Raw genomic sequence first — 26,968 nt, 5'->3', positions numbered from 1 at the left:
CGCTACAAATGGTTGCAGTTTTGGAGGAGCTCGCGTGATCGCTTGAGCATCCGCATAACTGGTTGAATACTCGGGCAGTATTTGGAGTTTTGCGTATGTCTGAAGGTATTCTGCTTGGACTTATACGCGCTTGTAGTCATCCTCGATCCGGACGACGTCGTCCTCGCCGAGATAGCTGCCGGTTTGTACTTCGATCAGCTCCAGCGGAATCTTGCCGGGATTTTCCAGCCGGTGGATGGCACCGAGCGGAATGTAGATCGACTCGTTCTCGTGAACGATCTTGACGAGTTCGCTGACAACCACTCTGGCTGTACCGCGCACCACAATCCAGTGTTCGGCGCGATGGTGATGCATCTGCAACGACAGTCTCTCGCCCGCTTTCACCACGATACGTTTGACCTGATAGCGCGCGCCATCCACGAGTGATTGATACGACCCCCACGGGCGATGTACCTTGAGATGGTCTTCAGTGACTTGTGGTGCGGCCACCCTCAGCTTCGTAACGAGGCGCTTCAGGCCATTGGCATCCTTTTGGCGCGATACCAGGACCGCGTCCTGCGTCGCCACCACCACAAGATCGTCGACGCCTTCCAGTGCGACCACCGGGCCATCGCTCGCGACGTGACAGTTGCGCGAGTCCTCGAACACTGCGACGCCCTGTGCAGCATTGCCCTGCGCGTCTTTTGCAGAGAGCTCCCAGACCGCAAGCCATGAACCAACATCCGACCAACCGCAGGACACCGGCACGACGGAGGCCCGTGTGGTCTTTTCCATCACCGCATAGTCGATTGAGATCGACTTCGCCTTGCCGAAGGCGCGGGCATCGAGGGTGAAGAAGCCGAGGTCACGCCCGGCCTTCTCGATAGCCTCAGCGATGGTTTCAACGCTATCCGCATCAACGTTGCGATATTCGTCCAGCAGCATCGCCGCGCGGAACATGAAGTTGCCGCTGTTCCAGAGATAGCCGGCCTCGATATAGCCGGTTGCTGTTGCGAGGTCGGGCTTCTCGACGAATTTGGATACACTCTTCACATCGCCAGCGATCGGCCGTCCCGGCGAGATGTAGCCGTATTCCGTGGCCGGCCGTTCCGGCTTGACGCCGAACGTCACAATATGACCGCTATCGGCGGCGACCAGTCCCTGACGGCAGGCAGCAACGAAGGCGGGCGTGTCCGTAACGACATGGTCGGCGGCAAGCGCCAGTACCACAGCATCTTCGTCGCGTGTCTGCGCGAAGGCGGCGCCAGCTGCGATCGCCGGTCCGGAATCGCGGCGCGTGGGCTCGAGCAGCACATCGGCGTCGAGCCCGATCTCATCGAGCTGCTCACGTACCATGAAGCGATAGGAGGCGCTGGTGATTACGATGGGACGCTCGAATAAAATGGGGTCCGAGACACGCAGTATCGTATCCTGAAAGGTCGAGCGGGCTCCGAACAGAGGCAAAAACTGCTTCGGACGTCCTTCGCGCGATGACGGCCACAACCGGGTTCCGGCTCCGCCACACATGATCAGGGGAATAATGCGCTTGTTCATCAGTTACCGGGCCTTTATCGCCATGCCGTCGTCGGAAACCTTCATCCGGCAAAGTCGTCGCATATCAACGACCGGCCATGCCCTCGTCAATGGAACGGAAGCCCGCTCAGGAAGCCTGCGGTGAGCGATCGGGGACTGAGTGCAGCGGCGTTACCAGTCTCTCCGGTGACTCTATCGGCTGGGTCAATGCAGGGGGGGCGTGGCGATCCGGTCGGGTAGACGTCAGGCGGCGGCCAAGGCGGATCGAGGGTTCCTCAATCAGCTTGACCGACAGCCAGGCGACCGGGATCGTCAGCAGGATGATAACAAGAGAAGTCGCTAGTCCGACCTCAATCGGGCGAGCTACTGCCCATGGCTGGCTGCGCAGATAGTGGCAGATGACTTCGAGAAAGACGACGTTGAAGAGATAGAAACTGTAGCTGATTCGTCCGAGAAAGACGGATACGGGTCTTTCAAGGAAAACGCCAAATGAGCCGCCCTTGCCGTAATAGAGTGCGGTCACCAGCGCTGCCGCAGCGACGTGCTGAAGGGTCGATCTGAAGATGATCACAATCAGAAGAGCCACGAGCCAGCCCCACGACGGCAGGCAACGCGCGATCCAGGCGCCAGCTCGTGTTGGGATCAGCGCGCCGAGTGCGAAGCAGACCCAGAATTGCTTGAAGTACATCATGTAGGGTTTCAGCCAGGCGGCCTTGAAGATCACAACAAGGGCGAGCGATATGGCAAACAGGCCCCATTCGCCGCCCAGCCGGAACCCGGCATAAGCGAGCAGAAGAAAGATCGCTGCAATGAACTCGACGTTCAACGTCCAGGTCGCACCGTTGATCGTTATTTCGTAGAGCGTAGCATTCAGGAGAAACCTGTCGAATGAGACAGGAATGCCTGCGGGGGGAAACACGACTGCACAAGCGACAAGGCAGACGAACAGCGCGGGATAAATACGCAGGAAACGGCGCACCAAAAACTTAAGCGACATCGGTGCGAAGCGTTCAGTATTGTTCCGCAAGCTGTTGAAGAGAACGGCTCCGCTGAGAACAAAGAAAATAACGACTGCTGTCTCGCCGTTGAATAGCTTGAGTACGATCTTTGTCGCACGCCCGTAGGTGTCATCGATCTTTAGAATGCTCTCATAGAGAATGCGGGAAATCTGGGTCGGGTCGATGCCCAGAATGGTATGGAACACGACGACGACGAGAGCTGCGTATCCTCTAAGGCCGTCCAACTGGTTGTTCCGGTTGGTGTCCAATGGAGCTGCAGGCGCATTCGATTGCATTTATAAAGTACTCGATCCGATGTACTGGGTGCGGACGGTGTGATCAGACTTTTATTCCGGGGCCATAGTGTCAAATAGGATGGCCCGAAAGGTATTAGACACTTATGCGAAGCATTGTGCTAGGCGCCACCGGCGTCGTCGGGGGACACATTGTCGAACAACTGCTGCAGGCCGGGGAAATGCCGTTTGCATTGTCGCGTTCGCCGCCGGCGCAAGATGCCCGCAACGTGTGCTGGTTTCGCGGCGATCTAACCGACCTTTCGGCACTGGCTCTCCCTGATTTTTCCACAATATACTGTACCGCCCATGCGGGCTCGCTCGCCGCCGGGCTCCCTCATCTGGTAGGTCCGAGCGTTCAGCGCCTCGTGCTTTTCACATCCTCCAGCGTCGTTACCAAGCTTAATTCCGATGTGGCATACGAGCGTGAGGGACTTCAACGGCTGGCTGCAGGAGAGGCGGCGACGATTGCGTTTTGCGAAGAGCGAGGCATCGCATGGACGGTTTTACGCCCGACCATCATCTACGATGAAGGACGCGATGCGAATATTTCGCGACTTGCCCGGTTGATAGCGAAGTTCGGTGTACTGCCCTTGGCGGGGTGGGGAGCAGGACTACGGCAACCGGTGCACGCGCAGGACCTGGCCGTTGGTGCGCTTCAAGCCGCAGCCAGTCGGGCGGCTTGGAACAACACCTATGCGCTGCCGGGGGGAGATACGATCAGCTACCGCGAAATGGTGGGCCGGATCTTTGACGGACTTGGGAAGCCGCGACGGATCGTTCCGGTGCCGGTGGCGCTTTGGCGGGTGGCTTTCTTCTTGCTGCAGCGCTGGCTCCCGAATGCGAACGCCTCCATGGGAACCCGGATGTCGAAAGACATGACTTTTGACGCTAGGCCCGCGCGTGAGGATTTCGGTTGGAATCCACGCGGTTTTCGTCCGCGCTTCGATAACCTGTAGCGATACAACATGCGAGGGTGAGCGAAGTCATGTTTGCGCGCCTAGGCGCTCAGACAATTTCCTTGTCGAACGTATAGGCCTCGATCATATCGTCGACCGGGCCGATCGCTCTAACTTGTCCTTTGTCCATCCAGATCGCCTTGTTGCACCAGCGTTTGCAAATCTCCGGGCTGTGGGATGCCAGCACGAGCACGTTGGCGCTTTCGACAAAGGATTCGATACGGTGTTGAGCCTTTGCGAGAAATCCCGCATCGCCGGCGACGATCCATTCGTCCATCAGCAGGATTTCGGGCGCGAAGCAGGTGGCAACGGCGAATGTCAGACGCGTCATCATGCCCGATGAGTAGGTCCTGACCGGAATATCCAGATAGTCGCCGAGTTCCGTAAACTCCACGATCTCGGCGATCCGCTCTTCAACCTGCTGAGCCGTCAGGCCGAGGATGAGTCCTCGTAACCTGATATTATCATAGCCGCTGACCTCACCGTCGATTCCGAGGCTGATGTCAAACATCGGAGAGATGCGTCCCTGGGTCCGTACGATGCCCGCAACAGGCTCATAGATGCCGGCCATCACACGCAGCAGAGTTGTCTTTCCTGCGCCGTTGGAACCAATTAGTGCCACGCGGTCGCCGGCCTCGATGTTGAGCGTCACATTCCGCAGCGCTTCGACCGAGATCCGCTGATTGGCGTCGCTGGCGAGCTGTCCGCCAGAGCCGCGAAACAGTAGGCTTTTTTTCAATGAGCGAGAACCGCCATGATAGATCGGAAATGAAACACTGACGTTGTCGAGCGCGAGCAACGTCTCATTTGCGGATGTGCTTCCGGCGATACGCATGACTGTCAGACCCAGTAGGAAATACGTGAACGGAAGCGTGTGAAGAACGCACCCGCAACAGTCAGATTGATCGCCGTGATCAGTAGAACGGCGACGTAGTTTTTCATGGATGGTGCGGTGCCAAGCAGCGGCGCGCGAACGATCTCGATGAGATGGAAAAACGGATTCAGGTCGGCAACGAAGGCCTTGTTCTTCAGTAGCTCCGGCTTCCAGAAAATCGGGGTGATGAAAAAGACAATCTGAACCATCGAATTGATGAGCTGCGGAATGTCACGGAAGCGCGCCGACAGCATTCCGATAAACATGGTGGCGAGCGCGCCGTTGAGCACGATGAAGAACAGTCCCGGGATCGCCAGCAACATCACGGGCCCGGGCCAGATCTGAAAGTACAGTAGCACGCCGAAGTAGATGACGAAGTTGTGAGCGAAGATGACGAACTTGCTCCAGGTCGATCGATAGACGTAGACCGTGTAGGGCAGCCGGATCTGCTTGATGTAGGACTCGGCGCCCGTGAACAGGGTGCCGCCCTCGGTCAGAAAGCTGGACAGGAACGTCCAGACCAGAAGTCCCACGCAGAGGAACGGAAGAAATTCGTCGATCGGCGATTTGAAGAGCTCGGCATAGACGACGCCGAGCGCGACCACCATGATGGCCATGCTGGCCGTCAGCCAGAACGGTCCCAACAGCGATCGGCGATAGCGCTGGAGGATATCGTTCCACCCGAGCCGCACCCAAAGCCGCCACATCCCGAGTCCCGATACGATGTCTTCGGTCGCGGTCGACAGTGCGTTGTCGCCGCCGCTGTGGCTGACAACGGGGGCGTTTGAACTGCTATGTGCGTGCAGCGTTTGTGACATGTGTAGAGATACCCGATCTTTCGTCATCGCCCCGAGCGACGCTGGCGAACTGCATCTTCGTAGACGTTTTTCATGCGGGAGAGAAACCGCTCCCGGCCATATTCTTCGTGTGCCCGCTTGCGACCGGCATCGCCAAGACGCTTGGCCAGCGAGGGATCGTCAAGGATACGTTCAAGCGCCGACGTCAGGTCCGCAACGTCATCGACCGGCACGGTGATGGCTTCCTGACCATCCCTGGCGACGTGCGGAACGGCGGTGGGGAGTGCAGTATTCACGATGGGCAATCCGGCCGCCATCGCTTCAAGTTGGACAATACCAAACGCTTCAGCGGGTGTCACCGAGGGGAACGCGAAGACGCGTGCGGCATACAGATGGGCCTTAACCTCGCTGGTTGGTATCCGGCCGGCGAATGTCACACGATCCGCAATTCCCAGTCTCAGTGCCATCTGTTCGAGTTCGCTGCGCAGTTCGCCTTCGCCGATGAGTACAAGCTGCGCATCAAGGTCGCTAAGCGCTGCAATCAGATGCTTAAATCCCTTATAGGGGACAAGGCGGCCGATTCCGAGGATCATCCGAGGATACCGTTGCCTCAGCTCCTGCGCGCGGGCCTGCTCTTCAGCCGTGCAACTGCTCCAGGCGTCAACGTCGGCGCCGTAGGGAACGACGACCCATTTCTCGCGGAAGCTTGCCAAGATCGGTGAGCTTTGCGCCGTCGATTCATGGCTGACGACGATTTTATCGGCCCGGCGCAACGTCGCCATGATCGCCGGCGTGACCAGCTTGCTGAGCAGCGAAAAGCCGATGATGTCCGCGTGCCAGTAGACGATCAGCGCCGTGCTTGCGGGCAGATGGGCAACTGCCAGATCCGAGAGCGGGAAAGGAGCATGATGGACGACAACGTCGCAGGACTTCCCGCGCTGCAGCAGTCGAAGTGGAAATGTTGGAGCCAATGGTGTCGAAAAAAACGTTCCGAGAGACGTCACGGCTTCCACTGGCACGCCATCATTCTCGTATTCGCGTGACAAGCCCTTGCGGCGAGCGACGAGGATAGCGTTGTCAACCTTATCGTGCGGAAACTTGCACAGTTCGGCGATCACGAATGGGATGCCGCCATCCACGTCGGGTCGATAGATCTTGTAGCTGTGAAGGACTTTCATGATGAGATGTTTCAGTCGGAGACGGACTATCCTATCCGAGGGACGTCCGCCACGAATGGCTTCAGACAGAGCGGAGCGAAAAGGGAGACGTCTGTTGCAGGGACCGCGCGGGGTCTAGAGCCTCTATGACGATCGAGAGTGCTTCGAGCCATGTGCCGAAGCGATCAGCCGTCATTCCCGGCGCGTGAAGTAGCGGAAGCCGTGGGTCTTGATCAGCTCGTCACGCTTTGCGAGCTTGAGATCTTCCGTCATCATCTCGGTCACGAGTTCTTCGAAGGTGGTCTTCGGATGCCAACCGAGCTTCTGCTTGGCCTTCGAGGCGTCACCTAGCAGGGTCGCAACTTCGGTGGGACGGAAGTACCGTGGGTCGACGGCAACGATGCATTTCCCGGATGCGGCATCGTAGCCCTTTTCATCGACGCCGGTGCCTTCCCACCGGATCTTGAGATCGATCGCGGCGGCCGCAAGGTCGACGAAATCACGCACCGAATGCTGGACACCGGTCGCGATCACGAAATCTTCCGCGGTCTCCTGCTGTAGCATCAGCCACTGCATTTCGACGTAGTCGCGGGCGTGTCCCCAGTCGCGCTTGGCGTCGAGATTGCCGAGATACAGCCGCTCCTGGTGACCTAGGTGGATGCGCGCGAGTGCGCGCGTGATCTTGCGCGTGACGAACGTTTCGCCGCGCAGAGGGGACTCGTGATTGAACAGGATGCCGTTGCAGGCATAGATCCCGTAGGCCTCGCGGTAATTGACCGTGGTCCAGTAGGCATACAGTTTTGCGATTGCATAGGGCGATCGCGGATAGAAGGGGGTGGTCTCCTTCTGAGGAATTTCCTGTACCAAGCCATAGAGTTCCGATGTCGATGCCTGGTAGAAGCGAGTGGTCTTCTCACGCTTCACTATCCTGATAGCTTCGAGCATGCGGAGCGCGCCGAGCGCATCCGAATTGGCGGTGTATTCCGGCTCCTCGAACGACACGGCCACGTGGCTCTGGGCCGCGAGATTGTAAATCTCGTCAGGCTGCACCTCGGCAACAATCCGGACCAATGCAGAGGAATCCGTCAGATCGCCATAATGCAACGTGAGGTCGAAATTCTGCTCGTGCGGGTCGAGATAGAGATGGTCGATCCGATCAGTATTGAAGAGCGAGGCTCGCCGCTTGATGCCGTGCACCGCATAGCCCTTGGCCAGCAGGAGTTCCGCCAGATAGGCGCCATCCTGGCCGGTGATACCGGTAATCAATGCGGTTTTAGAAGACATGGTGCAAGCCGCTCTGCTAAGGGAGATTGGGTCTCAGATTGTTGCGATGGGAGCTGTCGACTGCAACCCCAGTGAATAGTCAATTTGCCAGTCAAATCAACTATTTTGATCGGACCGGCACGCCTTAGCATGGCGATCAAATCCCATGCAATCCCACTGATTTTTTACCTGTGAGCATATCCGCGGAGCCCATAAGCAGGTAAGCCTTCGCGGTAGATTGTGCGAATTTGAGGGCGGTTGGGCCGGAGCCTGTCCGCGATCCGGAATACCGAGAGAGACGATGTCGTCCCAATTTGAAACTGTGTACAGGAACCGCAAGGTACTGGTCACCGGCCATACCGGATTCAAGGGGGGCTGGCTGTCCAGCTGGCTGCATCTGCTCGGTGCCGATGTCTACGGCATGAGCCTCGAGCCGGAAACAACTCCCAACCTGTTCAACGCGATAGGTCTTGGCGATCTGATGCATTCGGAGATCATCGATATCCGTAATGCCGCCGATGTCAGGCAGGCCGTCGAGGCCTGTGCACCGGAAATTGTTTTTCACCTCGCCGCGCAGCCGCTGGTCCGCAAGTCGTACAGCGACCCAATTGAAACATTTGCGACGAATGTCGTTGGCACTGCGGCTGTGCTCGATGCCTGCCGACAATGCAGCTCAGTGAAAGCGGTTGTCTGCGTGACAACCGATAAGGTCTATCTGAATAAGGAAGAAAATCATCCTTATGTCGAGGGTGACAGGCTGGGCGGGCTCGACCCCTACAGCGCCAGCAAGGCCTGCGCGGAGCTGGTCGCTTATGTGTACCAGCGCAATTTTCATCGCGCTGGTGGCGTGCCTCTGATTGCGACAGCCCGTGGCGGCAATGTTGTCGGGGGCGGGGACTGGTGCGCGGACCGGATAATCCCGGACATAGTGCGCGCGCTGGCCGCGCGGCAACCGCTGAAGCTGCGCAATCCTGCCGCCGTCAGGCCCTGGCAGCATGTTCTCGAACTGTGCGAGGGCTATTTGGAGCTGGGCGCGCGACTGTTTGCCGATGAGCGCGATATTGCCGACGCCTGGAATATCGGCCCGATGGCTGAAAGCACACTGACCGTCAGCGAACTCGTCAAGCTGGCCTTGACGTTGTGGAAGCTGCCCGAGCATCCGGTGGAAGTGGAGCGCGCGGCGCTGCACGAGGCGCAATTGCTGCGCTTGAATATCGAGAAATCGCTCCAGCGCCTGAACTGGCGACCGCGTCTCGCGGTCAAAGACACGCTGACGTGGACCGTTGATTGGTACAGGGATTACTACGAAGCTCCTGCGCGCGCACGCGATATGACATTCGCGCAAATCAAGTCGTTCCAGAACATGATGGCGCCGAACCGTTGACCCATTCCGGCGCAGTTTTGATAACCGGAGCGACCGGCTTCATCGGTCGCCACTTGGCCCGGCATCTTGCGGGGCTGGGCTATGCCGTCACCTCGCTGCAGCGCTCCGATACTCCCGTCGATGGTGTGAGCGCGACTATCGTAGTGCCGGAATTCGAGCCGTCGGCCATTGCGCATGCCTTGTCCGGCCGGTCCTTCGATCTCGTGTTCCATCTGGCTAGCTATGGCGTCAACCCTACCGAGCGCGACGCAGAGGCCATGTTTCGGGTCAATGTCGATGTGACGCGGAGTGTGGTGCAGCAGGCCAAACTCTGCGGGGCGAAGGCTGCGGTCATCAGCGGCAGCGGGGGCGAATACGACCTCGCGGGCGTCACCAGTCCGGTGACGGAGCAGCAGCCTCTCGAAACGTTCAAGCTGTACGGGGCTTCCAAGGCCGCCGCGAGCCTCTGCGCGCTGGCCATGGCGCGAGATCTCGGTTTGCCCCTTGTCGTGGGGCGGCTGTTTGGCGTATTTGGCCCCGGAGAAGCGCCGCACCGGCTGCTGCCCAGTCTGGTGAATAGTCTACAGAACAATGAGCGCGTGCGGCTGTCGGCGGGCCTGCAGCGCCGGGATGCGCTATATGTCGACGATGCAGTTGCGGCCCTGATCGAACTGGCGCTGTGCGTCAAACGAGAGCCGCAGGTCGTCGTCAATATCAGTTCGGGGGATGCGCAGACGGTGCGCGCGTTTGCCGAGACGGTTGCGGATACGTTGGGGGCGCCGCGCTCTTTGCTTGGTTTCGGCGATATCGGCACCAGGCCGGACGACGTTGCCTGTTTTGCAGGCGACCCGCAGCGCCTTTTTGAGCTTACGGGCTGGAAGCCCGCTCACACATTGGCGAGCGGAATACGTGCGGCGATCGACGGTATGACAATTCGAGCGAGAACATGAACGGTACTGCTGAGCAAACGAAACGGCGGCTGATTTCTATCTCGGTACCCGTTCTCAACGAAGAGGGAAATATCGACCAGTTGATCCTGCGTCTGCAGGGCGTTGCCCGCGATAATCCCGCATATGATTTCGAGTTCGTCGTCACCGACAATGCCAGCACCGATGAAACATTTGCGAAGCTCGCCGAACATGCGGTAGCAGAAGCTCGGCTTCGCGTGTTCAAGTTCTCGCGTAATTTCGGCTTCCAGCGCTCGATCCTGTTCAATTTGCTGAATACCCGAGGCGATGCCGCCGTTCAGGTCGATGCCGACCTGCAGGATCCGCCCGAACTGATCACGCAGTTTCTCGAGAAGTGGGAGCGCGGTTTCAAGGTCGTTTATGGCATCCGCCGTAAGCGCAAGGAAAATCTCGCGTTGCTGTGGGCGCGTAAGATACACTACCGGCTGCTGCGAATGCTGAGCGAAGTCGAAGTCCCTGTCGATGCGGGCGATTTCCGCCTGATCGATCGTTCGGTCATCGAGCACCTACGCAGCTTCGAGGATCGGTCGCCATATCTTCGCGGAATCATCGCGTCGATCGGCTATGCGCAGGCCGGCATCGTCTATGACCGTGCAGAGCGAACCGTCGGCAAGAGCAAGTTCAATTTCTTCAAGCTGCTGACGCTATCGATCGACGGCGTGTGCAGCCAGTCGACGAAGCCGCTGCAATACATCACGATGTTCGGCTTCGCGGTCTGCGGCATTTCAATCCTGCTGATGGTCGCGTATCTGATTGACTATATCTTCACCAGCGGAACCGATCCGCGCGGCTTTACGACGCTAGTTCTCCTGACCTTGGCTTCCATCGGGCTGAACGCAGCCTTCGTCGGGTTGCTCGGTGAATATATCGGCCGAATATTCAGCACCGTACGCGGCGGTCCCGTTGCAATTGTCTCCGACCGCATCGATTCCTTTGCTATCGAGCATGAAGAGAACATGGAGATTCGATCCAAATGAAGGCCATTATTCTCGCCGGCGGATTGGGCACCAGACTCTCGGAGGAGACCGATCTCCGGCCAAAGCCGTTGGTCGAGATCGGCGGCCGCCCCATTCTGTGGCACATCATGAAAATGTATGATGCCGCCGGTATCCGGGATTTCATCATCTGCGGCGGATACAAGGCCTCGATGATCAAGCGCTACTTCGCGAACTATCGCCTCGAAGAAAACGACATCGAAGTCGACACGTTGACGGGAAGCATTCGATACCTGTCGACGTCGGTGCAAGAACACTGGAAGGTTACCGTCATCGATACCGGTCTTGAAACAATGACCGGTGGGCGCCTTCAGAAAGTTCGTCATCTAGTGAAAGATGAAGCCTTCTGCGTGACCTATGGCGACGGCGTTTCGGACATCGATATCGCAGCGCTGATCGACGCGCACAAGAAGCACGGCAAGCTGGCTACGATCACTGCCGTACCGAGCCCGGGTCGCTTCGGCATTCTCGACATCAATGCAGGTGGCGGCGTTGATGAATTTCTGGAGAAGCCGCATGCGGAGATGGGCTGGATCAACGGAGGCTTCTTCGTTCTGCAGCCGGAAGCGCTCAATTATATTGAGGATGAGACCACGATCTGGGAGCGCAAGCCGCTCGAGAAGCTGGCCAAGGACGGACAACTGGTCGCGTACCGACATTCCGGGTTCTGGAAACCCATGGATACGCTGCGCGACAAGCGGGAACTCGAGCAGCTTTGGTCCGAGAATCCTCCGTGGAAGAAATGGTCGTAGGATAACGCCATGAGCGCCCCAGAATTTGATCCCTATAGCAACGACTACAAGTCCCTCGTCAACGAATCGTTGGCGTTTTCGGGGCTGGACGTCGATTACTTTACGCGGGTTAAGGCAGAGTATCTGAAGGACATTCTGCTCAAGACCTTCGGCAAGACAGAGGTCGACGTGCTAGACCTCGGCTGCGGGATTGGAAATTATCACGCACTGCTCCGGCCTTCGCTCCGGTCGCTTGCGGGCATCGACGTCTCGAGCGAAAGCATCAAGATCGCCACGACCAGAAATGCCGATGTGAACTACAAGGCGTTCGATGGCTCGGATATTCCGTTCGCGGAGAACTCGTTCGACGTTGTGTTCGCCGTCTGCGTGTTTCATCATATTCCCGTCGCGGCGCGGGCGGCGCTGATCAAAGACGCCAGGCGCGTGCTGCGCGATGGCGGCATCTTCGTCATCTTCGAGCACAATCCCATTAACCCGCTGACGATGCGCGTGGTCAATCGTTGCGTGTTTGACAAGGACGCTATTCTTCTGAAGAGCGCTGAAGCCGAAGGGTTGCTCGCGAATGGCGGCTTCAAGGATGTCCGGTCGCGCTTCATTCTGACCATCCCGTCATTCAACAAGGTAACGCGCATGCTGGATCAGTCGTTCGGAAGGCTCCCGCTGGGTGCTCAATATTTCTCGATGGGCCACGTTTGATGCTAATGCCGAGTGCGGCTGATCGTCGCCGTCTTGGTCTGTTGCTCGTGCGGTTTTCGGTTTCCGGTCTGTTCAACGGCATGGTCTATGCTGCCGGATTTCTCGCAGCACTACGGTTTCTGAATTTGCCGAGTTCTGCTGCGTCTTGCGTCGGCTACCTCGCGGGCCTTGCGGCGGGCTTTCTAATGCACAGGAATTTCACGTTTCTGGTTGGCGGTTCCTGGAAACGCCAGATGGTCAAATACGGCGTCGCCCAGGCCGGGGTGATGTCGGTTGTATCCGGGGTCTCCTACATTGCCGCCAATGTCATGCAATGGCCGATCTATGCGGTCATCGCCTCGGGGATCGTCGTGGCGCCGGTCCTGACGTTCACGCTGTTGAATTACTGGGTCTTTCCACCTAGAACCGACGCGGCTTTCTAAGGACGATGAAGTGGCTGATCTGCGTGACGTTCTTGCGATTCCTCAAATCTATCAAGGCTTTCAGAGGGCCGGTGGCTTCTTTGGCGCGCGCCTGACCGCGATGCAGAGGTATCTGCCCATCGCGGAGGATACCCGGATCGTCGACGTGGGTTGCGGTCCCGGCTACTTGCGGGATTTTCTGCCGAGATCCTCTCAGTATTTCGGCTTCGACACCGACGAGCGCTACATCGCGCGCGCGCGAAAAACGCAGCAGCCGCAGGATCGCTATCGTTGCCAGATCTTCGACGAGGCTGCAGCGGCCGAAGTTACTCCTGTCGATATCATCATGATGAACGGGTTGTTGCACCACCTGACCGACGACGAAGCACGCAATCTTCTGGCGGCGTCCGTCTCCGCGCTGAGCCCGGGCGGCCGAATTTTCACGCTGGACGGATGCTATATTCCCGGACAGACGCTGTTCCGGAAGACGCTGCTAGACTGGGATCGCGGCCAGTATGTCCGCACTGCTGAGCGCTACAAGGCGCTCTTCCCGGGCGCCGCCGTGTCACTATCAGCGTATGTCGATGAAGACCTGTCGCGGATCAGCTACACATTTCTGAGTATCGTTGCGACTAAACACGGAACGAGTTGAGTTCGGCGACGCCAGTGGCGTGATGTCGGCGGTTTTTCGATCGAGATTCTCGCGCTGAACGACCGCCGAAACAGGACCTGAAGACGACAAGGTGACTATGACGCGGACCTCCTTCTTGCCATCCTTGCTTCCGTCCTCTGGCGGGTCTCGCGTCATCCTTGCTCTGTTCGCCATTCTTCCGATTGTCGTGGTTCTCGCGAACTATGAGGTGCTGGGCAATCGCGTCGCGGATATCGACACTTGGTTCTATTACGGCCACTTCACGTCGCTGGGGCAGTACCGCAATGTCGATGCCTTCATCGGCAACAACTACTACCAGACCCGGTTGCCATACCTCATTCCCGGCTACATCATCTTCTCGCTGTTCTCCGAGACATGGGCCAAGTTCATTCTGGCCTACCTGAGCTATGCGGTGACGACCGCCAGTTTCTATTATCTCGTCGCTGCGAATTTCGACCGCCAGAAGGCGATGCTGGTCACTGCGCTGTTCGCGACGGATGTTTTCTTCGTTCGCGGCTATGGTTGGAACTATGTCGATATCGGCGTTCTCGCTTATTTCACCATCGGTATGGCCGCGCTGACGTGGGCGGGCAAGGAGCAGGCGGGACGTTTCGTCAAACTGGCGCTGGCGGGATTTGCCTTTGCCTGCATGTTGTTCATTCACTTGGGCTCGACCATCCTCGCTGCGCCTGCATTGGCCTATGTCTGGTATCGCATCCCGGAGGCACGCACACGCCGGGGCATGAACTGGACCATTGCCGGGATCGTGGTCGGCGCCGTCATTGCGCAGTTGCTGTTCGGCATTCTGAACAAGGCGATCTGGGGCAGCCGCTTCTTCTTCCTCTTTGAGCAACTGGCGGTCGGCAAGATCGAGTTGAAGACGAATCCGAGCTGGGAATCCCCGTTTGCGCTGCTGCGGAATGGTCCCTGGGTCACCGTCCACTTTGGCATCTGGCTCGCATCCGTAGCGGCGCTGATCCTCAACCTGCTCGGCCGGGTGCGCTTCGAACGTCCAGCCATCGTCTGGCTGTCGTCTGTCGTCGTCCTCTATGCGGCACTCTTTGCGGTCGATGCGGCAGGCTTTTCGAACTTCACCATGCGTGAAGGTTTGCGCATGACCTTCTTCCTAACAGCGTCGTATTTCTGTCTGCCGTTTCTCATCGGGGGGACGCTACCGCGTTGGGCTACCAGTTCCGTGGTTGCGATCTGCGTCCTCGCGCTAGCAGCCAATCTGCGCCTGCATCTCGATGAGCATCTCGTCGATGGACGCATTCTGGCGGCGGTGATCGCGCTGGCCCTCAGTCTGGGTTTCTATGTGCGGCGGGCGGCGATCATGGCAGCCGCGCTGGTTGTCGTCATTGTCGCGCGTTTCTTCGTTGTGTGGCCGTTCGCACAGAACGAGACGATCTATCAAGCCCATGCGCTCATTCGGTTGCTGGCCGGAAATGACCTTCCGCGGTTCATTACGTCGGACAAGGATCCGCTCTATGGGTCTATTCTTGCCTGTGTGATCAGCACCTTCACCGAGCGGGCATGGTGGATGCACGGACAGAATTTTCCGGAGCTTCCGCCGCAGGCGATGTGGTACAAGAGCAAGGTGTTTTTGCTTAGCTCGACCATCAAGGATCCCAATGAGGCCGCGCGATTGCTTGGGCCGAATGTGGACAAGATCGAGCCGATCGCGTCGTTCCGTCTGGGCGCATCGAGCAGTACATTTTATGTGTCGCAGTTCGAGGTAACGAACCGGATCGGCTTTCCCGCCGTTTTCGCAAAGTTTCAGAAACAGAGTTCTGCGATCCCGGCATCGATGCTTTCTTCGACGATCGAGGGAGATACGATCCGCGGTGAAGGCCGCCTGGCGGACGGCAAATCGAAGACGGGCTATCTCACCTTCGGGCCCTATGCGTCACTGTCGCGCGGAAAATACAGGTTTGTCTTCAAATACGGTCCGAGCTCCGGTCAGCAGGAATGGGACGTCGTAGTGCCGGATGCCGGCAAGGGCATGCGTACATTGGCGAAAGGCACGTTTGCCCCAACCGACAAGGTCGGGCAGGAGGTGACGGTCGACGTCGATCTTCCCAGTGACGTGATCAATCTCGAGGCCCGGACGCACTTTGCGGGTAACGGTACGTTGGGCGTTTCCGCTATCGGTATCATTCCGCTAGACTGACGAGACAACGCAGGTCCTGCGATAAAAAACTGTGAAACGCTGAAAATGTTGAACCCGGATTTCGATCGGAATGACCGTTGAGCAAGACAGCTTTGGTGACCGGTGCGTCCGGACAGGACGGTAGCTATCTGATCGAGCTGTTGCTTGAGCGTGGCTATCACGTGCACGCGCAGTCGCGCGATCCGGCCGGGGCTGTCGAAACCAGACCGGCGGTCACCTGGCACGCTGGCGACATCGCTGACAGCGAATTTCTGAAGCGATTGATCGGCGACACTTCGCCCGATGAGATCTACAATCTTGCAGCGATCACGCGCCCCGGATTGTCGTGGCAGTACCCGGAGCAGACGGCAGTTCTGAATGCTCTGGTGCCGCAGCGCATTTGCGACCTGCTGGCTCAGGCAGGTTCTTCATGCCGGCTGTTTCAAGCCTCGACGTCTGAAATGTTCGATGGCGAACATGGGCAGGCCCAGAGCGAAACCACGCCGTTCAATCCGCAGTCGCCCTATGGAATATCGAAGACATTCGCGCATCGGACCGTCGGCGCATTTCGCAAACAGCGAGGTTTGCACGCGTCATGCGGCATTTTGTTCAATCACGAAAGCCCGCGTCGCGGGCTCAGTTTCGTGTCGCAGAAAATCGCCCATGCGGCGGCGGCTATCTCGTTGGGAATGCGGGAGACTCGTGAGCTAGATGAACGCGAGCGGCCGATCGTTGCCGAAGGCAAGCTGCATCTCGGCAATATCCATGTTCGCCGGGATTTCGGTTTCGCTGGCGATGTCGTGGTGGCGATGCATCTGATCGTTACCAGCAACCAGCCGGACGACTACATCATCGGCACTGGCGAGAGTCGCTCGATCGCGCAATTCTGCGAGCAGGCGTTTCGCCATGTCGGCCTTAACTGGGAGGACCACGTGGTCGTCGATCAGGCGCTGGAGCGCAACGTCGACACACCCTTTACCCAGGCGGACGCGTCAAAGCTGACTGCGCGGCTTGGTTGGAAACCGAAAGTCAGTTTCGATGCGCTGGTCGACATGATGGTGAATGAGCGGATCCGCATCCTGCAGGGCGGCTAGGACCGGTCTATGGCGCGGCTCGCATGGAGCCCGCGGAGCATGCCGTTCAAGCGGCTCGCCAGAACCTGCCAGTTGCGCTGCGCTAGCCATGTGGCCGCATTGGTTTGCATTTTTTTCCTCGCGTCGTGATCGCCCAGCAATTGCGCGATGCCGCGGTCGATGGCGTCCTGCTCAAATCCATCGAACCTCACGACTGCGGTCCCCAACTCGTCGAAGATGGCCGCGGGCGTGACAGCGACCGGAGTGCCGCTGGCCAGCGCAATGCGAACGGCGCCGCTGGCGGATTCCGGGCTCTCATCATAGGGGAGGATCAACAGGTCGCATTCTGCGAGCTGGGCAAGGCTGTTGTTGTCGGTCTGGAAATCCGTCTTCCACTCGATCAGTTCAAACACGCCAAGCGTTTTTGCCAGCGCCTTGCAGCGCGCGATTTCGTCTGTGGATGTCGCCGATTCATACTCGGCGTTGACGAGCCGCAGCCGAATGTTCGGCCATTTCTGCCTGAGGCTGACCAAAGCGTGTATGAGCTTCGACAGCCCCTTGCCGGGCAGGAAGAAGCCATAAGAGCCGATGACCGGTGCGCTGCTTCCGATCAGTTGGCGAGCTTCGGAAGCATTGAAACGCTGCGGTGCGCCATGCGGGAAGTATGTGACGTTGGCGATCAGGCCCCAATCCTTGAGGCGATTGAGGTCGGCGATTTGGTGAACGAGAACGCGCGTCGAACGGCGAAGCGCCGCGATGATCGAGTTTCGTTCGTCTTCAGGGAGCTTTGCGAGGGTCGGGACGGAGTGCAGCACGACGACCGTAACCCGCGTGGCGAGGCGTGTGTCCCGGAGCAGCTTTGCGAGGTCCTGCCATGATATCAGGCCGGGCTGGTGCTGAATGACAAGAACCTCAGGATCACTGACTGACACGCTGCGCGCCAGACGATCCATGACGCCGCTCTCTTCGAGCATGGTCCATGCGGGAACGATCTGCGGTCTGGTGGCGCCGTCTTTGACCCGTGTCCGGTCGTCGCTCAGGATCGTGAGCTTGATCGCGTCCGGAGCGGTCTTCTCAATCATTCTGTCGAGCAGGAAGCGCGAATACTCGGCCACGCCGCATTTTACGTCCCAGGTCGATATCCAGCCGACGCGCAGTGTTTTGGCGCGTGTGGAGATGACGTCCACGGCGCCGTTCACCAGACGTTCGACCCAGGGTGCCTGCGCCAGCGAGCGTTCGATATCGGCGGCCGCGCGCCGGGCCTTCTGCCTTGACGCGCTGTTGCTGTCGAGACGCTCCCGGTGAATTTCGCGGAAGGCGGCTGTGAGGTCGTCGAGGTCCGGCTCGACCCACAAGGATGAATTGTCGGCGACGTGGCTTGCCGAGCGTGCGAAATGGAATGCCACGAAGCGGCAATAGTCCGATGACGTGAAGTCCGCGTGGCCGCCATAGCCGGTGACGATCAACGGCATGCCTGCCGCCATGGCTTCCGCGGCCGGAAGGTTGAAGCCTTCGCCGCGGGTCGGCAGCACCATGGCGTCGGCGTCGCGAAACAGCGCGAGCATCTGATCGTCGTCGAAGTCCTGTTCGATCACGGTGATATCCGCGATCTCCGGATCTTCACGCCTCAGTCTGGCGACCTGTTCGGCGATGTCGCTATGAGGATTGGGGAAGGTCTTGATGATCAGCCGCACCGTGTCTTCCCGGCGAAAAGCTTTCGCATAGGCGGCGATGAGGACATCTGCGCCCTTTCGGGGAAAGCAGGACGACACGTGCAAGAAGGTGAACGGCCGTTCGGCAAGCGTTGCGGATCGCTCGAGGCCGATCTTGCGATAGCCGCTCAGGTCGGGCGCATAGCCGACATCGAGGATCGGACGCCAGACGCCGGAGTCGATCAGCGACTTCGTGACGAATGTGGTTGGAGCCAGGATGGCCTCGAAGTCCTCATTGAGCGCCTCCACGATGGCCGGCGGTAGCAGGGACTCTTCCCAGAACAGCATCGCAAACTTGTGCCCGGGCACGTCCGGCACGTAGATGGGATAATGCTGGCTGATGACGATCTGCGGTTCTGTCGGTGGCTCGTCGCGTGACACCAGCGATGCGATGATGTTGGCCTGCGCCGCCGATTCATCGCCGAAGTCCGGGACGGGGCCGTTCTCCCAGGGTATGACGCGCTGGTGGCCCGGACGTTCAGCTTCCATCGTCGTCGCCATGGACCGATTCACGGCGGCGAGGCTGTAGGCGCCTTGTACATGGCCGACGAATGTTGTGTGCAGATTGCGGAATATCCCACGCCTCGTATCGGGGTCGAGCGGTAGTCTCGCGCCGGCCGCTGCCAGTGCGCGCAGCAGCGCCGGGACATGACGGTTGAGCTCATATCGACTGATGAAGGCGAGCTGGCGTGCGACGACCCGGTCCCGAAAGTTCTGATCTGTTGCGAGTTGCATCAAAGCGTCCGCCACCGCATTGGCAGAACGTTCGGTCAAAGAGATGGCTGCATCCGCGATCGTATAGGCGATCGCGGAACAGGGCCATGCAATAACCGGCAGGCTGTGCGCCATGGCCTCGATCAGCGGAACGCCGAAGCCCTCGTGGTAGCTCAGGGATACATAGGCGTGCGCCGTATTGAACCAGCGATGCAGTTCCTCATCGGAGACGGCGCCTGTCAGGATAACGTGCTCATCCAGATGATGTTGCGCGGCGCGGCGGCGAATTTCGGCGGGGTAGGCGTCCTCTATCGAGTCGAAGCGTCCGACGATGACAAGGCGCGATGGCCGAGCATATCGTCGTGCGAATTCCGCGAAGGCGTCGACGAGATCGGCCTGTCCCTTTGACTTCGTCACCCGCCCGACGAACAGCACCGTAAACGGATCGGCGTTCGTCACGTTCGGTTTGGCAGGAGGCTGCCCGGCGTCACGCGGCCGCAACGTGTCGAGATCGAACAGAAGCGAACTGACCGCGGGGCTCTCGTAGCCGCAACGCTGTAGCTCCAGCATGTTGAACTCGCTGTCTGCGAGCGCAGCCAGCATATGTGGACGCATATCGACCAGTTGCCGTCGGCCTAGTTCGGAATAGGGGATCATCCATGGCGCATCGCCGAGAAACTCTGGCGGCGTCACGTTGTGATACATCAGGATCTTGCGGGCATCGAGCGACAGGATGAAGTCGAGAATGCCATGACCCATCGAGTGATGGACAATCAGAACGTAGTCGTCGTGATTGGGCAGGTCGTCCGCCAAAAAAAGCACGTCGGACAATCTCGGGTCGCGGTGCTCGACGAAGATTTTGCTCTCATAGCCGAGACCACGCAGAAGACGCTGAACCAGAAAGAGCGAGTTCGTCACCGCGTCGCCTACGGCGGATCCGGAATGAAACTGATGCACCGCGCGGATCTGCGTGCGGCCGCCGACATACGGGACGGCTGCCTGCAATGCGCCCGCGGATTTGACCCGCGGATTGACCGGCACCGGCTGCTTCATCAGCCCGGCGCGAACCAGCGCCTTGACCGTCAGGAAACGTGCAAGACGTGCGCTGCGCTCTGCTGTAGTGCCGCGTCCTGATGCCTTGTTAAGTCGCTGGACAAGGCCGAGCGGAATGCCGGCGCTGATCAGTGCAGCGCCATAGCGTCGCCGAGCAAGGTTCTGAAAGATGGGTGGGACGCGTCCGAACAACTGCAGATCTCTCAAAGAGCCTTGTCAAAATGTCTTTTGAAACGGCCGGCCGGACACCGTTTTGGTAGCCATTTGATACCACTGCCGCAATGACGAAGCCAATGCAAGCAGGCCTGACTAGACGTTGTCAGGCCTTATCCGGAACATTTGCGTCGAGTTCCGCAGTCCAGATCCTGGCCGAGGAATCGCTGGGTGCGCGCCAGTCGCCGCGCGGCGATAGTGAGCCGCCTGATGCGACCTTGGGGCCGTTCGGAATGGCCGAGCGCTTGAACTGGCTGATCTGAAAGAACCGGTACACGAAGGTCCGCAGCCACTTCTTGACGACCGTCAATTCGAATGAGTGCTTGTCCTGCTCCAGCATGCCGGGTGGCCACTCGCCCGCCTTCGCATCGCGCCAAGCGTTCCAGGACAGGAAGGCGACCTTGCTCGGCCGGAAGCCAAATCGTGTGATGTAGTAGAGGTTGAAGTCCTGCAGGGCATATGGGCCCACAATCTGTTCGGTGCTTTGCGCAGGATGGTCACCGTCACCGGGAACCAGCTCGGGCGAAATCTCGGTGGCAAGGATCGACCGCAGGATGGTCGATGCGCTGTCGCCGAATTCCCGGCGGTCGGCCACCCAGCGGATCAGGTGTTGGATTAGCGTCTTGGGAACCGAAGCGTTGACGTTGTAGTGCGACATGTGATCGCCGACGCCATAGGTGCACCAGCCGAGCGCCAGTTCGGATAGGTCGCCGGTGCCGACAACGATGCCGTTGTGAAAATTGGCGAGGCGGAACAGCAAGGAGGTGCGTGCACCGGCCTGAACGTTCTCGAATGTCACGTCGTAGTCGGGCAGTCCCTTCGAATTGGGATGCGCGAGATCGCTCAGCATCTGTCGCGAGGCCGGCGTGATATCGATTTCCTCGGCGCTCACACCCATGGCGCTCATCAGGGCATGCGCGTTGGTTTTGGTGTGCTTGGACGTCGCGAAGCCCGGTAACGTGTAGCAGAGGATATTCTGACGCGGCAGGTTCAGACGATCGAACGCCCTGGCGGCGACAATGAGAGCGTGGGTCGAGTCCAGTCCGCCGGAAATTCCGAGGACGACCTTGGTCATTCCGGTCGCTCGCAGGCGCGTGACCAGACCGTGGACCTGGATGTTGAAAGCCTCGTAGCAGCTTTCATCCAGCAGCTTGGGGTCGTCCGGCACGAACGGGAAGCGGTTGATGGCTCGGTTTAGGCAGACGCGGTCCTCCACGGGAGGCGCAAGTGCGAATTCGATTTTCCGGAAGGCTGTCACCTTGTCGGACTGTGAGTCCGCACAATCGCCCCACGATCCGACACGCATGCGTTCCTGACGCAGCCGCTCAAGATCGATATCCGCGGTGATGAGTTGGGACTCCTGCGGGAAGCGCTCGGCTTCCGCGAGCTGCTCGCCAAGCTCGAACACGGCTGCCTGTCCATCCCACGCTAGATCGGTGGTGGATTCGCCGGGGCCTGATGCGGAGTACAGATAGGCGGCAATGCACCGCGCGGACTGCGAACGGCACAGCATCCGGCGATTGTCGGCTTTGCCGACGGTAATGTTGGACGCCGAGAGATTGGCTAGAACGGTCGCCCCGGCGAGCGCGCCGAAAGTCGACGGCGGGACGGGGGTCCAGACGTCCTCGCAGATTTCCACATGGATAGCGAAGTCGGGCATGTCCTTCGCGGAGAAGATCAGGTCAGTGCCGAACGGCGTATCCTGTCCCGCGAATTGTACGACGCGCGACCCTTGCAGCCATCCCGCGGCAAAGTGACGTTTTTCGTAAAATTCGCGATAGTTCGGCAGATAGGATTTCGGGACGATGCCCAGCAGCTTGCCGCGGTGAATGATGTAAGCGCAGTTGAACAGGCGACCCTGAAGAGGAAAGGGCGCTCCGACGATCAGCACGGGCATCAGATCGCGGCTCTGCTCGATGATGCCGTTGATCTCGCGCGCGGACGCTTCAAGCAGGGCGTCCTGATGAAACAGATCCTCGTTCGTGTAGGCGGAGATGCCAAGTTCCGGGAATAGGGCGAGGGCGCATGACATGGTATGGGCTTCGCGGGCCAGCCGCATCGTCTCGGCCGCATTGGCGGCAGGCTCGGCAACCTTGACCTGCGGAATGCAGACCGCGACGCGTGCGAAGCCATGATTGTAGATATTATCGAACATCGGTGGGCCTTATGCTGGGCAGGCGTCGTGCCACGGGGCATCGCAGCTTGTATCTAAATCATCATCCAGGGCGGTTCGCTAATTCCATGCTGCTCGCATATGATGGGTAGCTCGGGATTGCCCGCGGCCAGATAGAGCAGGCCCAGATTGCCCGGAATTGCGAGCTGTCCCTCGTTCGCCAGCCGACGTAATTCGGGGCCGGCCACGAACATCGCCTCTACGCCGGGCTCGGTCTGGTGAAAGTCGCCGCGGACCAGTGCCGCAAAGCCGTAGACGCGGTTGGTCATCCGGCCGACGTCGGCAAAGCAGTCCAGCAGGCTCACCGTGTGCAGAACGGTGAGGCCAGTCTCTTCCTCAACCTCGCGGCGGGCGGTCTCGGAGGCCGACTCGTCGCCGTCCCGCAGGCCGCCGGGGAATTCGAGGGTCCAGCAATCGACGATCGGGCGATATTGCCGGACCAGTACAACCGAGCCGTTTTCATGCAGGCACAGCACCTGGACGTAATCGGCCTGACCGATCGCGTGATAGGTCACAGGTTCGGTGCCGCCGGGCATGATGGCCGAAACCGCCTCGAGATTGACCCAGGGCGAAATCGGGGTCCTGCTGCGCTCCACGGTTCGCGGCTTGGAGGTCGCGTGATCGTTCGGCAAAGCTAACCCTTTCATAATCTGAGTTCCCGAAGGAGCGGGCCCGAGCGGTCCTGCTAGGACGCATTTGTGAGACCGGGGATGTCATATCCGGTTCAGCCCGACAATCAAACCGGCTTATGAGCTCGGGGGCCACAAGCGGATGATGAATCTAGGGATTTCCAGTTAATGGAACGGATTTCGGTGGCCTCGGCCTTCGACTCCTGCGGGAATTGCTGTATGAGAGCGGCAGAAAACCTGGTGGCGGGGAGACCCTTCTGGATGAACGTACCTTTCTATCGGCATGACCTGACGGCCGCCGACGCCGGCGCCGTTGCGAGCGTTCTGCAAACCCCGTTTCTGACCTCGGGAAATGTCGGTCGTGCCGTCGAGGATCGGCTTTGCGAGTATTTCGGCACCAAGCATGCGTTGCTCGTCAATAGCTGGACGAATGGTGCCGTTGCCACCCTGCTGGCTCTCAATATCGGTCCCGGCGACGAAGTCATCGTGCCTGCCCAGACGTTCATTGCGACCGCCAATGTGGCCGAACTGATCGGCGCGAAGGCCGTGTTCGTCGATGTCGACCCCGCGACACTGCTGATGAATCCGGACAGCGTTCGCGCAGCGATCACGCCGCGTACCCGCGCGATCATCCCGGTGCACCTGTATGGACAGATGGTCGATATCGCCGCGCTGCAGGACGCGCTGGAAGACCGACCCGATATCACCATTATCGAAGATGCTGCGCACTGCTTCGAAGGCGAATTGAACGGTGAGAAGCCTGGCAAGCGCTCGAGTTGCGCGATCTTCTCGTTCTATGCCACCAAGAATGTCACCTGCGGCGAGGGCGGTGCGCTGGTGACCAATGATACGGCGCTGTACGAGCGGCTGTTGCAGACCCGGATGCACGGCATGTCGGCGGGCGCGATCGACCGCTTCAAGCTCGGTGGCTACCGGCACTGGGACATGAAGCAGATGGGCATGAAGGCCAATCTTCCGGATTTGCTCGCCTGCCTGCTCCCGGCGCAGATCGATACGATCGATCAACGACTGCCACGGCGCGACGACCTGTTTGCCGTTTACGAGCGCGCTTTCGCGGACGCGCCGATCCGGCTGCCGTCGACCATCGGTAATTCGCGGCATGCCCGCCATCTGTTCGTCATCCACGTGCCGCCATCCATCAGGGACGATGCCATTCAGGTTCTGGGCGAGCACGGCATCGGCGTGACGGTAAACTATCGCGCGGTTCCCACAGTGACCTATTATCGCGAGAAATACGGCTTTGCGTCGAACGCCTATCCTGTCAGTGAGGCATGGGGCGCTGGCGCGATCAGCCTGCCACTGTTTCCGTCCCTGACGAAGGATGAGCAGACGCATGTCGTTGAGACCGTGCTCAATCAGATCGTACCGATGATCGAGCGAGAGCAGTCGGCTGCCTCGCGCTGATCGTCAATACTGTATTCAGGCGGCGGCCGGCTGACGTTCGCTGAGATTTTTGGAGAGTAGAATGGCTGGGGGTATTGAGTTGCAGAAGTCGCGCAAGACCGTGCTGGTGACAGGCGGCGCAGGATTTATCGGGTCGGGATTCGTGCGATATCTGTACGATCGTTACCCCGATTACCGGATCATAGTGGTGGACGCGCTCACTTATGCCGGCTCGGTTGATAACTTGCCGCCGGATGTCAACGCGATGAACAACGACCGTTTCGCGTTTTGGTATGGCAATGTCTGCAACGCCGAGCTGATGGACACACTGGTTGGACAGTCCGATATCATCGTGCATTTCGCGGCCGAGACTCACGTCACGCGGTCGATCTACGACAATCTGTTGTTCTTCCAGACCGACGTAATCGGCACGCAGACCATTATGAATGCCGTGCTGAAGCATTCGAAGCGAATCGAGCGCGTCATCCATATCTCGACGTCGGAAGTCTATGGCACAGCAGTTTTGCCGCAGATCGATGAGGATCATCCGCTCAATCCCGCGAGCCCCTATGCCAGCGCCAAATGCGGGGCAGATCGTCTGGTCTATTCGTATTGGTCGACATACAAATTGCCCGCTGTCATCGTGCGTCCGTTCAACAATTACGGCCCGCGGCAGCATCTCGAAAAGGCAATCCCGCGCTTCATCACCAATACGCTGACGAAGTCTCCGCTCACCATCCATGGGGACGGATCGGCGGCCCGCGATTTCGTGTATGTCGACGACACTGCAAGTGCCATTGATGTTTTGATGCATGCACCCGTCGAGCAGATCTCGGGCGAAGTGTACAACGTAGCGAGTGGTATCGACCGCGGAATGGGCGACATCGCGGCCGAGATCATTCGCACCATGGGCGGCGATCCCGGGCTGATCGTGAATATCGGTGATCGGCCGGGCCAGGTCCTTCGACACACCGGCGATGGCAGCAAGATTGCCAAGCAGTTTGGCTGGCAGCCCGCGGTCGACTGGGACACGGGCCTCGCCCGCACCATCGACTGGTTCCGGAACAACGTGTCCTGGTGGGAGAAGCAGAAGTGGATGCGTGAGATCCCGATCAAGACCTCGTCCGGCGAGATCATGATGCATTGAGGTGAGCGAACTCGCTTCGCGAGCGGAATTTCCTTGATTTAAACGCCGATCGGCTCGAATTGTGCAGGTGTTGGAGCGGTAATGCCTCATCTATCTATTGTAGCCCCGGTCTATAACGAGCCTCTGAGCACCGTTGCAGCGCTAACCAGCAGAGTTGCGCTAGCGGTCGCCGATATCACCGACGACTACGAAATCATACTCGTCGATGATGGGAGTAAACGGGAGACGTGGGAGGCCATACGCTCAGCAAGCTCGAATGAGCCTCGCGTTCTCGGATTGCGGTTCGCCCGCAATTTCGGCCAGCACGTGGCTATCTCCGCCGGAATTGATAAGGCTGAGGGCGATTGGGTTATTGTAATGGATTCCGATCTGCAGGATCGGCCGGAAGTAATTCCCGAGCTATATGCAAAGGCGCTCGAAGGTTTTGATGTCGTATTTGTAAGACGGCAGTTGCGACCAGAGTCGCTGCTGTATCGAGGAGGCGCTCTCTTTTTCTACAAGGTTCTGAATCTTTTGTCGGGACAAGAGTACAACCGGCTATATGGAAACTTTTCGATTATTTCCCGAAAGGTAGTCATCGCCTTTCGATCACTGCCTGAATCTTCGCGATTCTATGGTGGCATGTTGTCGTGGCTTGGCTTTCCCGAGACCAGCATTCTTGCGCAACACGGAACCCGCCAAGCTGGATCAACCAACTACAACATCAAAAGGCGAGTGTTCTGGGCTCTCAAGCTCATCATCGGGTTCTCGACCAGACTGCTCTACTTGTCGATTTCGTTGGGTTTTTTGTTAGCGCTTTTAAGCCTCGTCATGGGCTCGGCGATTCTCTTCGAGAAGGTGATGTATCCCGAAAAACCTCTTCCGGGTTGGCCCAGCGTGTTTACGGCAGTGTTGTTCATCGGGGGGATAACCAACATCGCACTCGGAATTATCGGCATTTATATCGGGCGGATATTTGAGGAGACGAAGCGTCGTCCGCTCTATGTGATCAGTGAGTTAACGCGCTAACGCAGAGGTGGTG

General features: G+C 58.9%; 22 protein-coding genes. 13 read left to right on the top strand and 9 right to left on the bottom strand.

What is annotated here, in order from left to right:
- Nucleotides 1–120 precede the first annotated feature (120 nt).
- Together AB8A38_RS09325 and AB8A38_RS09320 are read right to left on the bottom strand one after the other, a co-directional pair.
- Nucleotides 121–1,533: a mannose-1-phosphate guanylyltransferase/mannose-6-phosphate isomerase gene (locus tag AB8A38_RS09325; protein WP_439085784.1), complete on the bottom strand. Its 1,413-nt coding sequence runs from the start codon at nt 1,531–1,533 to the stop codon at nt 121–123.
- Between the two features lie 106 nt (nt 1,534–1,639).
- Nucleotides 1,640–2,806: an acyltransferase family protein gene (locus AB8A38_RS09320; protein WP_439085783.1), complete on the bottom strand. Its 1,167-nt coding sequence runs from the start codon at nt 2,804–2,806 to the stop codon at nt 1,640–1,642.
- A gap of 104 nt (nt 2,807–2,910) precedes the next feature.
- Between AB8A38_RS09320 and AB8A38_RS09315 the strand changes: the two genes are divergently transcribed.
- Nucleotides 2,911–3,762, top strand: coding sequence for an NAD-dependent epimerase/dehydratase family protein (locus AB8A38_RS09315; RefSeq protein WP_439085782.1), 852 nt, complete (start codon nt 2,911–2,913; stop codon nt 3,760–3,762).
- 49 nt (nt 3,763–3,811) lie between these two features.
- Here the strand turns inward: AB8A38_RS09315 and AB8A38_RS09310 are convergent, their stop codons facing one another.
- The 4 genes from AB8A38_RS09310 to gmd form a co-directional block, all read right to left on the bottom strand.
- Nucleotides 3,812–4,597 carry an ABC transporter ATP-binding protein gene (locus AB8A38_RS09310; protein WP_315841411.1) on the bottom strand — a complete coding sequence of 262 codons (786 nt, stop codon included), beginning with the start codon at nt 4,595–4,597 and terminating at the stop codon, nt 3,812–3,814.
- Between the two features lie 5 nt (nt 4,598–4,602).
- Entirely contained in the window at nt 4,603–5,343 is a 741-nt protein-coding gene (locus AB8A38_RS09305) for an ABC transporter permease (protein ID WP_315844377.1), read from the bottom strand.
- Nucleotides 5,344–5,477: 134 nt separating this feature from the next.
- Nucleotides 5,478–6,611: a glycosyltransferase gene (locus AB8A38_RS09300; protein ID WP_439085781.1), complete on the bottom strand. Its 1,134-nt coding sequence runs from the start codon at nt 6,609–6,611 to the stop codon at nt 5,478–5,480.
- A gap of 171 nt (nt 6,612–6,782) precedes the next feature.
- Nucleotides 6,783–7,874 carry a GDP-mannose 4,6-dehydratase gene (gene gmd / locus AB8A38_RS09295; RefSeq protein ID WP_315841413.1) on the bottom strand — a complete coding sequence of 364 codons (1,092 nt, stop codon included), beginning with the start codon at nt 7,872–7,874 and terminating at the stop codon, nt 6,783–6,785.
- Nucleotides 7,875–8,154: 280 nt separating this feature from the next.
- On the opposite strand from gmd, the gene rfbG reads away from it, so the two are divergent.
- The 9 genes from rfbG to AB8A38_RS09250 all read left to right on the top strand — a co-directional run bounded on the left by rfbG (nt 8,155) and on the right by AB8A38_RS09250 (nt 16,923).
- The gene (gene rfbG / locus AB8A38_RS09290; RefSeq protein ID WP_439085780.1) at nt 8,155–9,237 is read left to right on the top strand and encodes a CDP-glucose 4,6-dehydratase; all 1,083 of its coding nucleotides are present in this window, start codon (nt 8,155–8,157) and stop codon (nt 9,235–9,237) included.
- The gene (locus AB8A38_RS09285; RefSeq protein WP_439085779.1) at nt 9,234–10,166 is read left to right on the top strand and encodes an NAD-dependent epimerase/dehydratase family protein; all 933 of its coding nucleotides are present in this window, start codon (nt 9,234–9,236) and stop codon (nt 10,164–10,166) included. Before rfbG ends, AB8A38_RS09285 begins: the two co-directional genes overlap by 4 nt.
- On the top strand, nt 10,163–11,161 hold the full coding sequence (locus AB8A38_RS09280; protein ID WP_439085778.1) for a glycosyltransferase family 2 protein: 999 nt from the start codon (nt 10,163–10,165) through the stop codon (nt 11,159–11,161). Before AB8A38_RS09285 ends, AB8A38_RS09280 begins: the two co-directional genes overlap by 4 nt.
- Nucleotides 11,158–11,931 carry a glucose-1-phosphate cytidylyltransferase gene (gene rfbF / locus AB8A38_RS09275; RefSeq protein WP_315841416.1) on the top strand — a complete coding sequence of 258 codons (774 nt, stop codon included), beginning with the start codon at nt 11,158–11,160 and terminating at the stop codon, nt 11,929–11,931. Before AB8A38_RS09280 ends, rfbF begins: the two co-directional genes overlap by 4 nt.
- Before the next feature lie 9 nt (nt 11,932–11,940).
- On the top strand, nt 11,941–12,627 hold the full coding sequence (locus AB8A38_RS09270) for a class I SAM-dependent methyltransferase (RefSeq protein ID WP_439085777.1): 687 nt from the start codon (nt 11,941–11,943) through the stop codon (nt 12,625–12,627).
- Nucleotides 12,627–13,049: a GtrA family protein gene (locus AB8A38_RS09265; protein WP_439085776.1), complete on the top strand. Its 423-nt coding sequence runs from the start codon at nt 12,627–12,629 to the stop codon at nt 13,047–13,049. Before AB8A38_RS09270 ends, AB8A38_RS09265 begins: the two co-directional genes overlap by 1 nt.
- A 10-nt stretch (nt 13,050–13,059) precedes the next feature.
- Entirely contained in the window at nt 13,060–13,680 is a 621-nt protein-coding gene (locus AB8A38_RS09260; RefSeq protein ID WP_315841419.1) for a class I SAM-dependent methyltransferase, read from the top strand.
- Between the two features lie 115 nt (nt 13,681–13,795).
- Complete coding sequence (locus tag AB8A38_RS09255) at nt 13,796–15,850, top strand: hypothetical protein (RefSeq protein WP_439085775.1); 2,055 nt, start codon at nt 13,796–13,798, stop codon at nt 15,848–15,850.
- A 77-nt stretch (nt 15,851–15,927) separates the two neighbouring features.
- A complete protein-coding gene (locus tag AB8A38_RS09250; RefSeq protein WP_315841421.1) occupies nt 15,928–16,923 on the top strand; it encodes a GDP-mannose 4,6-dehydratase in 996 nt (331 codons plus the stop codon).
- Here AB8A38_RS09250 and AB8A38_RS09245 read toward each other — a convergent pair.
- The 3 genes from AB8A38_RS09245 to AB8A38_RS09235 form a co-directional block, all read right to left on the bottom strand.
- Nucleotides 16,920–20,573: a glycosyltransferase gene (locus AB8A38_RS09245; RefSeq protein WP_439085774.1), complete on the bottom strand. Its 3,654-nt coding sequence runs from the start codon at nt 20,571–20,573 to the stop codon at nt 16,920–16,922. The two genes, AB8A38_RS09250 and AB8A38_RS09245, sit on opposite strands and share 4 nt — an antisense overlap.
- Before the next feature lie 127 nt (nt 20,574–20,700).
- Entirely contained in the window at nt 20,701–22,749 is a 2,049-nt protein-coding gene (locus tag AB8A38_RS09240; protein WP_439085773.1) for an NAD(+) synthase, read from the bottom strand.
- Nucleotides 22,750–22,802: 53 nt separating this feature from the next.
- Complete coding sequence (locus AB8A38_RS09235; protein WP_439085772.1) at nt 22,803–23,414, bottom strand: NUDIX hydrolase; 612 nt, start codon at nt 23,412–23,414, stop codon at nt 22,803–22,805.
- A gap of 243 nt (nt 23,415–23,657) precedes the next feature.
- On the opposite strand from AB8A38_RS09235, the gene AB8A38_RS09230 reads away from it, so the two are divergent.
- The 3 genes from AB8A38_RS09230 to AB8A38_RS09220 all read left to right on the top strand — a co-directional run bounded on the left by AB8A38_RS09230 (nt 23,658) and on the right by AB8A38_RS09220 (nt 26,955).
- Nucleotides 23,658–24,821, top strand: a complete 1,164-nt coding sequence (locus AB8A38_RS09230; RefSeq protein WP_439085771.1) for a DegT/DnrJ/EryC1/StrS family aminotransferase — start codon at nt 23,658–23,660, stop codon at nt 24,819–24,821.
- 61 nt (nt 24,822–24,882) lie between these two features.
- Entirely contained in the window at nt 24,883–25,947 is a 1,065-nt protein-coding gene (locus tag AB8A38_RS09225; RefSeq protein WP_439085770.1) for a dTDP-glucose 4,6-dehydratase, read from the top strand.
- 81 nt (nt 25,948–26,028) lie between these two features.
- Nucleotides 26,029–26,955: a glycosyltransferase family 2 protein gene (locus tag AB8A38_RS09220; protein ID WP_439085769.1), complete on the top strand. Its 927-nt coding sequence runs from the start codon at nt 26,029–26,031 to the stop codon at nt 26,953–26,955.
- The last annotated feature ends 13 nt before the right edge of the window (nt 26,956–26,968 follow it).

The sequence above is a fragment of the Tardiphaga sp. 839_C3_N1_4 genome, assembly GCF_051811045.1.
Classification (GTDB): domain Bacteria; phylum Pseudomonadota; class Alphaproteobacteria; order Rhizobiales; family Xanthobacteraceae; genus Tardiphaga.
Note: the sequence above shows the minus strand (reverse complement) of the source record. Positions and strands in the feature narration are given on the sequence as shown.